Source organism: Syntrophorhabdales bacterium, from assembly GCA_035541455.1.
Taxonomy (GTDB): Bacteria; Desulfobacterota; Syntrophorhabdia; order Syntrophorhabdales; family WCHB1-27; genus JADGQN01.
The window spans coordinates 24,608-31,686 of the sequence record DATKNH010000062.1; the positions used below are offsets into that span (position 1 = coordinate 24,608).

Here is a 7,079-nt window from a genome sequence, read left to right on the forward strand (position 1 = left end):
TTCATCCTCCTATAAGGAGATTCCTTTCAATCTTATCTATTGTGACGCCAATGAGCTCATTCTCGAGTTTCTTCTGGTACGGTATGTAGACAGGGAGGTAGTGTTCGCTGTACCCTCTCATAAATCGGCCTTTATACAGCTTACCCTCCGGGATTATCGATACCCGCTCCCCCAGGAAGCGCCTGTAAAATGCTTCTCTTTTGACAGCGTCCAGCTTCCTCAGTCTGCGCACCCGCTCTTTCTTGGTTGTCTCCGTCACCTTTTCGTCCATCTGCGACGCTTTTGTGCCCGCCCTGTCCGAGTAAGGGAACACGTGAAGATAAAAAATGGGAAGAGATTCGAGGAACCAGTGGGTTTCCATGAAGGCATGCTCGTCCTCTCCGGGGAACCCGACCATGACATCCATCCCTATCCCGATATTGTGGACGTGTTTCTGCAATCCGCTCACGATTGAGCGTATGAAATCCTGATCGTAAGGTCTACCCATCCTCTTCAAGACTCCCGCATCAGCGCTCTGCAGAGGTATGTGGATGCTTCGTGCAAGCTTCTTGCTTGCGCTGAGCGTCTCTATAAATTCATTGTCAATCCCGGCGGGCTCCACCGAGCTCAGCCTGATCCTCGCCGGGGTATCGACCGATTCGAGTCTCTTCAGGAGACCCGTAAAAGAACACCCCGATGAAGGATCCTTATAACTCGCAATATCGATGCCTGTAAGGACAACCTCTTGAACCGACCTTTCTTTGAGCCTGGCCATGCCCTCCACAATATCGGCAAGGGGCCTTGACCGGACCCGTCCCCGCGCATAAGGCACTATGCAGTACGTACAGAATCTATCACACCCATCCTGTATCTTGAAAAAAAAGCGAGTCCTTGCAGTTAAAGGGGCTCGCGTCGCCCCCTCCCTCGGCAAAGCCGTCGGAGCCTCCCCTTCTCGCTCGCTGTGCTCGCTAGATCGATTTCCACGAGAGCACCCGTGCAAATCGATCGGCATATTTTCTATGGGAATGTCGCGTGTCCTCTCGCTCCTGTGTCCCGTCTGTCCCAGCAGATCGGCAATCTCAAACCTTTCTTTCTGCCCGAGCACCAGGTCCGCCCCGAACGCCCGTTCGGGATATACCTGTGCGTGACAGCCGGTGAGGACTACCTTGGCTCGCGGATTGAGTTTTCTGACCCTCTCGATGAATCTCCTGATATCCTTTTCCGCGTGGGCGGTAAGCGTGCACCCGTTCACGATCACGAGCTTAGCCTGCTCCATAGAGCTGGGGGTAAGCGCTTTTTGCTTAAGGATTCCCTCCATGACGTAGGAATCCCATTGGTTCGATTTACAACCGGTGGTAAAAATGAAGAAGGTCATAACGAAAATACCTGTTGCGAGTTGCGGGTTACGGGTTAAATACGCACAGTTTTAGACGCTTGACCAGTGACTAGCACTATAGTTCTTGTCTTCCTAATGCGCAATTCGAAACACGAAACGTCTATTGATCTAACTCGGCACCGGAAACCCGTAACACTAATTTTTTATTACCCCAATTTTTTATTACCACGGAACTCGTAATCCGGAACTCGTAACATTATTTTTTCGTGTAAAAAGGAGACATGCTGCGCAGCCGTCCGACCACCTCAGGAAGGACATCCAGCACGTAGTCGATATCTTCTTCTGACGTGTCCCTGCCGAGGCTTATCCTTAAAGCACTTTGACAGACTTCTGGTCGTATGCCCATGGACAAGAGCACGTGCGAAGGTTCGGGCGAGCCCGAGGAGCAGGCGGATCCTGCCGAAACAGCAATGCCTGCCAGGTCGAGACCGATCAACAGCGATTCACTTTCCACAAATCCAAAGCTCAGGTTGAGCGTATTGGGCAGGCGAAACTCGGGATGCCCGTTCAGTTGTACATCCTCTATGCGGGCCATGATGCCATCGAGAAGCTTCTTGCGAAGCCGCTCCAACCTGGGACGCTCCTCAGCCATTTCCCTGTGCATGGCCTCGCAAGCTTTTCCGAAGGCAGCTATACCGAGCAGGTTTTCAGTACCGGCTCGCCGCCCAGCCTCCTGGTGCCCCCCGTGAATAAGGTTATCGATATCGACGCCTTCCCTCATGTAGAGAATGCCGACTCCCTTGGGCGCATAGACTTTGTGCCCTGAAAAGGCAGCGAGATCCACCTGCATCTTATTCACATCGATGGGGATCTTGCCGAGCGCCTGAACCATGTCGGAATGAAAGAGAACACCCGCATCCCGTGCTATGGCACCTATCGCCTCTATCGGCATGAGGGTCCCTGTCTCATTATTGGCGTGCATGACCGATATCAGAATTGTGTCCTTACGTATCGCCTTTCTTACAGCATCAGGAGCAACAACGCCGTAGCTGTCGACCGGCAGGTAGGTCACCTCAAATCCCCGCTTTTCAAGATAGGCGCAGGTGTTGAGCACTCCCGGGTGTTCGACCCTGGTAGTTATGATGTGATTACCTTTGTCGCGTCGGGAATAAGCAACACCCTTGATTGCGTGATTATCTGATTCCGTGCCGCAACTCGTGAAGACAATCTCTTCGGGATGTGCATGGATCATATCAGCAATGCACTCTCTCGCCTGATCGATATACGGACGCACTTCTCTGCCCGCCCAGTGCATGCTGGAAGGGTTGCCGTACAATTCGTGCAGGAAGGGCAGCGTATAGGTGGCCACCTCAGGATGGATGGGAGTTGTTGCATTATAATCGAGATAGACTTTTCTCATAGAACCCTCTCCAGACCAGTCAAAAGTGAGCGGTAAGCAGTGAGCAGTTAGAACCGGTTGAAAGTAAACAGCCACCTGTAAGCACTCGATACAAGTGCCTGCTATAGCCTATCCAATCGCTACGTTGCATTGGCCGTCCGCTCACTGTTCGCTTCTGCTCGCTGCTCACTTACTACTGCTCACTTTACGTAAAAGATACATTCATCGCCTTGACCGGGCAGACGCGCACGCATAGCTCGCACGCAACGCATTTCTCGTAATCGAAGCTGACCTTCATCGTTTCTCTGTCTATGTTCAGAGCCTCGCTCGCGCAGACGCTCGTGCAAAGGCCGCAGTGCACGCATCTCTCCTCATCTCTGTTGATGTCCTGCTCTATCGGCTCAATGCCTATATTCGAATCCCGGAGGTATGCCATCCCCCGGTTGAAATCGTCCTCATTGCCTTCCAGCTCCATCACCATCATCGATTCCGCCTTCGGCGAAATGTTTGCCCTGAGGATGTTGAAGACGAGGTTGTAATCTTTGGCAAGACGGAAGACAATCGGCTTGTCAATCGTATTTCGCTTGAACCTCAGTATCACTCTTTTCTTCATCCGCTTCTGGTACCTCCCTCATATACCAAGTTCGAAGATCGAATATCTAAGTTCTAAGTTCTAAACAATATCGAATGTCAAATTACCAAAACCGGATCGCGTCGCTCAACCTTGAATTTGGAAATTTGATATTGTTTAGACATTAGATATTAGGATTTAGACATTGTCCTCCACACCCTCCACACACTCTTATACTTTCACCAAGTCGAGGTCTCCCCACACTCCCAGTTTTTCGCCAAGAATAATCAGGATACCTATTACCTCTGTATGAGCCTTTCCCACCTCGAGAGCCTCTCCGATGTTTTCCGACGTTGTGACCATGTTTCCTACCCGCGTGGCCATTCCATCCGCAAAAAGAGCCGATGAAGCCACAATGCAGACTGCATCTGCCTTGCCGAAACTCAATGAATGGCCGACCGTGCCGGACGAGGTGCAGACGCCGTACGCCTCTTCCCTCGGCCTGAGACGTATTCCCAGCTTGTTGCTGAAAGGGGAGTCTTTTGCATAAATGAGGACGAGCCTCTCCTTTTTCGTCCGCAACTGGATGTCGCCACCGTTCTCAATGATATACTCCTCGCATAGAGGCTCGATGTCATTTCCTACAAACTCGGCCACAGCCCCTGCAACGCACGCCATTGGACCCACGCCGACGGCTGCGGACGCCGTGATCATCTTTTTTATGATAGCCGGGGCAAACAGGTCAGCTTTCACAGGGACCAGACTGTGCAGAAACTCAGGCCTCTCTTCTATGTATCTCTCAAGCTGGTGTCTGTAGTGAATTACCCTCTCTTCTATCGTCTCCCGCACGTCACGGCTTGTGCAGCAGAAGAGATCCGTTTCTTTGAGCTTCACCTCGTAACACTGCAGGTCCGAGGGCTGCGAAAATCCTCTGTAGAAGCGTTCTTCATACGCCACGGTCCACACCATGGTCTGCACGGGGGTCTGGCTGTGGAAATCTCTCTACCTTCTCCTCGAGTTGCTTCATCCGGTCCAGGAGTGATCTAATGGCTATCGCCTGAGGATCAGGCATGAACTCCCTGTCGAGCGCTATCCGCTTCTCTCCCTCGACCCTGAAAACAACCTTACCGGGAATACCTACCACAACCGAGTTGGGCGGGATCTCTGAGATCACCACGGAGTTGGCGCCGATGCGCGTGTTGTCGCCGATCTTCACCGGTCCCAGAACCTTGGCGCCGGCCCCGATTACCACGTTATTGCCGATCGTGGGATGGCGTTTGCCTTTCTGCCAGGTGGTGCCGCCCAATGTCACTCCGTGGTAGAGCGTCACGTTATCGCCTATTTCCGATGTTTCACCGATTACTATGCCCATGCCGTGGTCTATGAAAAACGCTTTGCCGATAGTGGCGCCAGGATGGATCTCAACTCCTGTGAGGGCCCTGCCTATATGGGAGATGAACCTGCCGAGAAAATAAATCCTGCGCATCCAAAACCAGCGGGCAATCCTATGAAACCAGACCGCGTGCAGACCCGCATAACACAGGAGAATTTCGGGTACACTTCGGGCCGCAGGGTCCCGTTCAAAGACAGCGCGAATATCCTCTTTTAGTCGCCTGAACATCAGAGAGCCTACTTATACTAACGATCTTGACTATAACTGTCAAGATAATGACCGACATGGAAGAGGGAAGATCGCCCTTTGGGCCAGGAAGATCGCTCACCTCGTTCGCTAGGCAGATGGAAGAAAAAACATATAGTACCAGAGCCTGGGTTGTTGCAGTTGCTTCCTAGTCCGCCGCGGCGGACGATCTTCCTAGCGAAGCGGTCTTCCCTCTTCCCTCTCTGATCAACCTAATCTACGTTAAAAAAACGGGTCTAGCGAAGGAAAAAGTACGCCAGTATGACCACGATCACCAAACTAGGAAGCATGTTGAGAATCTTCAAGTTCTTTATCTCCAGGATGTTGATCCCCAGTCCTATCAGCAGGATGCCGCCGACTGCCGTCAACTCGTTGATGAGCACATTCGTGAAGAAGCTCTGCACGTAGCTCGCAGCCAGCGTGATTCCACCCTGGTACAGGACAAGAGGGATCACCGAGAAAAGAACGCCGACGCCCAGGGAGGCTGCCAGTGCCATGGAAGAAAAAGCGTCAAGCAATGACTTTGCCAGCAGAATATTCGGAGGCTTTCCCAGGCCTTCTTCAATGGGCCCCAGTATGCTCATTGAGCCCATGCAGAATATAAGGAAGGCTGTAACAAGACCTTCAGAGAAGCGCTCGCTCTTTAACCGTATTCTCTTCTTCAGGTAGTCACTCATTCTCGTCATGCGGCCGTCCACATCGAGCAATTCTCCGGCTATGCCCCCGAGTACAATACTGAAGATCATAACCAGGAAGTTGCCGGTCTTCATGGCCATGGTAATACCGAGAAAGAGAGTGAAAAGCCCGATACCCTGAAAGACGATCGTGGTTATCCGCCTGGGGAGTCGCGAGTGAATAAGCAGGCCTATGGAACTTCCCACGATCACAGTCCCTGCATTTATCCATGTACCGAGCATCCGATTAGTTTATAGATTCGCTGGCACAATTTCCACAGGGAGTGTCGTTGACAAGTTCTTCCGTTTTTCATATCCTTAGCCGAGACTCATGGTCGCCGTTTATATCCTCCTCTCGTACCTTCTCGGCTCAATCCCCGTCGGCGTCGTCTTGTCAAAATTGAAAGGGCAGGACCCGCGAAAAGCAGGCAGCGGAAACATAGGCGCCACGAATGTAATGAGGACCGTCGGGAAGGGGCTCGGCATCCTCACCCTCGCAGGCGACATAGCCAAGGGGTTCTTACCCACCTGGCTGGCAATGCACTATAACCAGCCCACGATCGTTGTTGCGGCCTGCGGGCTCGCCGCGTTCATCGGCCACGTGTGGCCGATCTACCTCGGCTTCAAGGGAGGCAAAGGGGTAGCTACTGCCCTGGGTTTCTTCCTCGCCCTCAAGCCCGCGGTGATACCGCTGCTCCTCGTAGCTTTTGTGCTGGTATTGGTCAAGTGGCGCTACGTGTCTCTTGGCTCTCTGGTCTCAACAGTGCTGACGCCAATCTTTCTTGCTCTTTTCGGCTCCCCGATCGAGTACATCGCGGCCTCCCTTGTTGTCGGCCTTCTGATCTTTTACAAACACAGTGATAACATCAAGCGATTGCTTGCCGGAAAGGAGCACAAGTTCCATGGAGCATCTGCATAATAGAATTGGCATTACCTGTTGCGTAGTCCTTATCTTCGGCTCCTGTATATTCTTCGCAGCTACCTGCCCAGCACAGCCTCCAGGCGCGGTCCCGACCACAGGCGCTCCGGGTGCGATCAATCCTAGAACAGGCGAAGTATATCCTAAGGTTCCCGGCGGCGTCCTTAACCCGAGAACAGGAGAGATCTATCCGCAGACGCAGAGCGGAGGTGCGCTCAATCCGAGAACCGGCGAGGTTTATCCTAGTGCCGGGGTCCCCCAGGCGAGTCCCGGTCCCGCCCCTCAACCGGTACCTGTACCTTCGCCATCGGCCCAGCCCTCACTGCCTCCCATGCCTGTGCCTCAGGCACCGGTGGGCATGGGAAAATAGTGAATATAGAATCCATTAAGGAGGTGGCACATGCCTGAGCATCCACTGAAAATTTTTGAAACTATCGATCCGGAATTACGCAAAGTTGTCCAAGGCAGTAACGACTTCACTTTCGCAGACGGAGCCCTAACCAGGAAGATCAAGCTCCTTATCGCCATGGCCCTTGACGCAGCACACGGCACATCTGACGGA

Annotated in this window: 8 protein-coding genes; 2 read left to right on the forward strand and 6 right to left on the reverse strand. The window is 52.7% G+C overall.

Going from position 1 to position 7,079, the window contains the following annotated elements; all coding sequences use genetic code 11:
* Nucleotide 1 precedes the first annotated feature (1 nt).
* The 6 genes from mtaB to VMT71_06570 all read right to left on the reverse strand — a co-directional run bounded on the left by mtaB (nt 2) and on the right by VMT71_06570 (nt 5,841).
* A complete protein-coding gene (gene mtaB / locus VMT71_06545) occupies nt 2-1,354 on the reverse strand; it encodes a tRNA (N(6)-L-threonylcarbamoyladenosine(37)-C(2))-methylthiotransferase MtaB (protein ID HVN23611.1) in 1,353 nt (450 codons plus the stop codon).
* Between the two features lie 217 nt (nt 1,355-1,571).
* Nucleotides 1,572-2,735 carry a cysteine desulfurase NifS gene (nifS, locus tag VMT71_06550; protein HVN23612.1) on the reverse strand — a complete coding sequence of 388 codons (1,164 nt, stop codon included), beginning with the start codon at nt 2,733-2,735 and terminating at the stop codon, nt 1,572-1,574.
* Nucleotides 2,736-2,919: 184 nt separating this feature from the next.
* On the reverse strand, nt 2,920-3,327 hold the full coding sequence (locus VMT71_06555; protein ID HVN23613.1) for an NIL domain-containing protein: 408 nt from the start codon (nt 3,325-3,327) through the stop codon (nt 2,920-2,922).
* Nucleotides 3,328-3,516: 189 nt separating this feature from the next.
* Nucleotides 3,517-4,242, reverse strand: coding sequence for a UPF0280 family protein (locus tag VMT71_06560; protein ID HVN23614.1), 726 nt, complete (start codon nt 4,240-4,242; stop codon nt 3,517-3,519).
* A complete protein-coding gene (gene cysE / locus VMT71_06565) occupies nt 4,232-4,906 on the reverse strand; it encodes a serine O-acetyltransferase (GenBank protein ID HVN23615.1) in 675 nt (224 codons plus the stop codon). Before cysE ends, VMT71_06560 begins: the two co-directional genes overlap by 11 nt.
* Nucleotides 4,907-5,160: 254 nt before the next feature.
* Entirely contained in the window at nt 5,161-5,841 is a 681-nt protein-coding gene (locus VMT71_06570) for a DUF554 domain-containing protein (GenBank protein HVN23616.1), read from the reverse strand.
* Between the two features lie 88 nt (nt 5,842-5,929).
* Here VMT71_06570 and plsY point away from each other — a divergent pair, with 88 nt between their 5' ends.
* The gene (gene plsY / locus VMT71_06575) at nt 5,930-6,517 is read left to right on the forward strand and encodes a glycerol-3-phosphate 1-O-acyltransferase PlsY (GenBank protein ID HVN23617.1); all 588 of its coding nucleotides are present in this window, start codon (nt 5,930-5,932) and stop codon (nt 6,515-6,517) included.
* Nucleotides 6,501-6,887 (forward strand): hypothetical protein, encoded by a 387-nt coding sequence (locus VMT71_06580; GenBank protein ID HVN23618.1) that lies wholly within the window; start codon nt 6,501-6,503, stop codon nt 6,885-6,887. The genes plsY and VMT71_06580 overlap by 17 nt, the downstream gene beginning before the upstream one ends.
* The last annotated feature ends 192 nt before the right edge of the window (nt 6,888-7,079 follow it).